At 59.9% G+C, this 1,532-nt stretch carries 3 protein-coding genes; all 3 read left to right on the plus strand.

From position 1 onward, the window contains the following. Positions 1-991, plus strand: a 991-nt coding sequence (locus tag PROAA_RS11705) for an efflux RND transporter permease subunit (RefSeq protein WP_186411516.1), incomplete at its 5' end; no start/stop codon positions are given. 92 nt (positions 992-1,083) lie between these two features. After that, positions 1,084-1,335 (plus strand): type II toxin-antitoxin system Phd/YefM family antitoxin, encoded by a 252-nt coding sequence (locus PROAA_RS11710; protein WP_186411096.1) that lies wholly within the window; start codon positions 1,084-1,086, stop codon positions 1,333-1,335. Continuing rightward, a partial coding sequence (locus PROAA_RS11715; protein WP_186411517.1) for a Txe/YoeB family addiction module toxin occupies positions 1,332-1,532 on the plus strand: 201 nt, incomplete at its 3' end. The genes PROAA_RS11710 and PROAA_RS11715, both read left to right, overlap by 4 nt.

Raw genomic sequence — 1,532 nt, forward strand, 5'->3', positions numbered from 1 at the left:
GGAGTTGGTCGTGCGCCCCGATTTCGCGCGCGCTGCCGACCTCGGCGTCACCTCGGCGGCGATCGCCGATGTGCTGCGCATCGCCACCATTGGCGACTACGACCAGAACATCGCCAAGCTCAACCTCGCGCAGCGGCAGATCCCGATCGTCGTCAAACTGCCGTCGGAAGCGCGCCAGGATCTGAGCCTGCTCGAACGATTGACGGTCCCCGGAAAGCACGGGCCGGTGATGATCGGCTCCGTGGCGAAGTTGTCGATGGCCGGTGGCCCGGCCGAGATCAGTCGTTATGATCGTCTGCGCAACATCAATTTCGAAATCGAGCTGAACCAGCAGCCACTCGGCGAGGTGGAAAAGCAGACGCTTTCCCTGCCCAGCATCAAGCACCTGCCGCCCGGCATCTTGCAGACTACCGTCGGCGACGCAGAAGCGATGGGCGATCTGTTTTCCAGCTTTGCCCTGGCCATGCTCACCGGCGTCATGTGCATCTATGTCGTTCTGGTACTGCTGTTCAAGGATTTCGTGCAGCCGGTGACGATCCTCGCTGCGTTGGTGCTCTCGGTACCCGGCGCCTTCCTGGCCTTGTTCGTGACGCAAACCGCCCTGTCGATGCCGTCGATGATCGGGTTGATCATGCTGATGGGCATCGCCACCAAGAACTCCATCCTGCTCATCGACTACGTCATCCTCGCCCGCCGCGGCATTGACGGCCAACCTCCTCTCGACCGCTGGCACGCACTGCTCGACGCCAGCCGCAAGCGTGCCCGTCCGATCGTCATGACCACCGTCGCCATGGGCGCCGGTATGCTGCCGATTGCGTTAGGCATCGGCACCGACCCGAGCTTCCGCGCTCCGATGGCCATCGTCGTCATCGGCGGCTTGATCACCTCGACCTTCCTCAGCCTGCTGGTCATTCCTGTCGTATTCACCTACGTCGACGACGCGATGACGCCGTTCCGGAACTATCTGGCCAGGAGAGGCCGCCAAGGGTGATTGCCTGAGAAGCAATTCTCATGACGCGGGATGGCAGTAGACAAGCTCTTGTTTGGACTGTACAGTAAAGCGTACATAACAGGAGCACCGCCATGGACGCGATTACCTACACCACCGTTCGTGCAAACCTTGCCAGCGCCATGGATCGGGTTTGCAACGACCACGAAGCTTTGATCATTACCCGCAACGGAGAACAGTCCGTCGTGATGCTCTCGCTCGAAGACTTCAATGCACTCGAGGAAACGGCTTACCTTTTGCGAACGCCCGCAAACGCCAAACGTCTACTTTCGGCAGCGGCACAACTGAACGCCGGTAGAGGCGTTGAGCGGAAGCTGGCAGAGTGAAGCTGATCTTCGCGGACGAAGCATGGGAAGACTACCTGTACTGGCAGAAGCAAGACAAGCGCATGGTTGAACGAATCAACAAGTTGATACGTGAGACACAGCGCGAGCCCTTTGCCGGCATAGGGAAGCCGGAGCCGTTGAAGCATGCGCTTTCCGGATACTGGTCACGCCGCATCACGGATGAACATCGCATTGTG

The sequence above is a fragment of the Candidatus Propionivibrio aalborgensis genome, assembly GCF_900089945.1.
GTDB classification, from domain to species: Bacteria; Pseudomonadota; Gammaproteobacteria; order Burkholderiales; family Rhodocyclaceae; genus Propionivibrio; species Propionivibrio aalborgensis.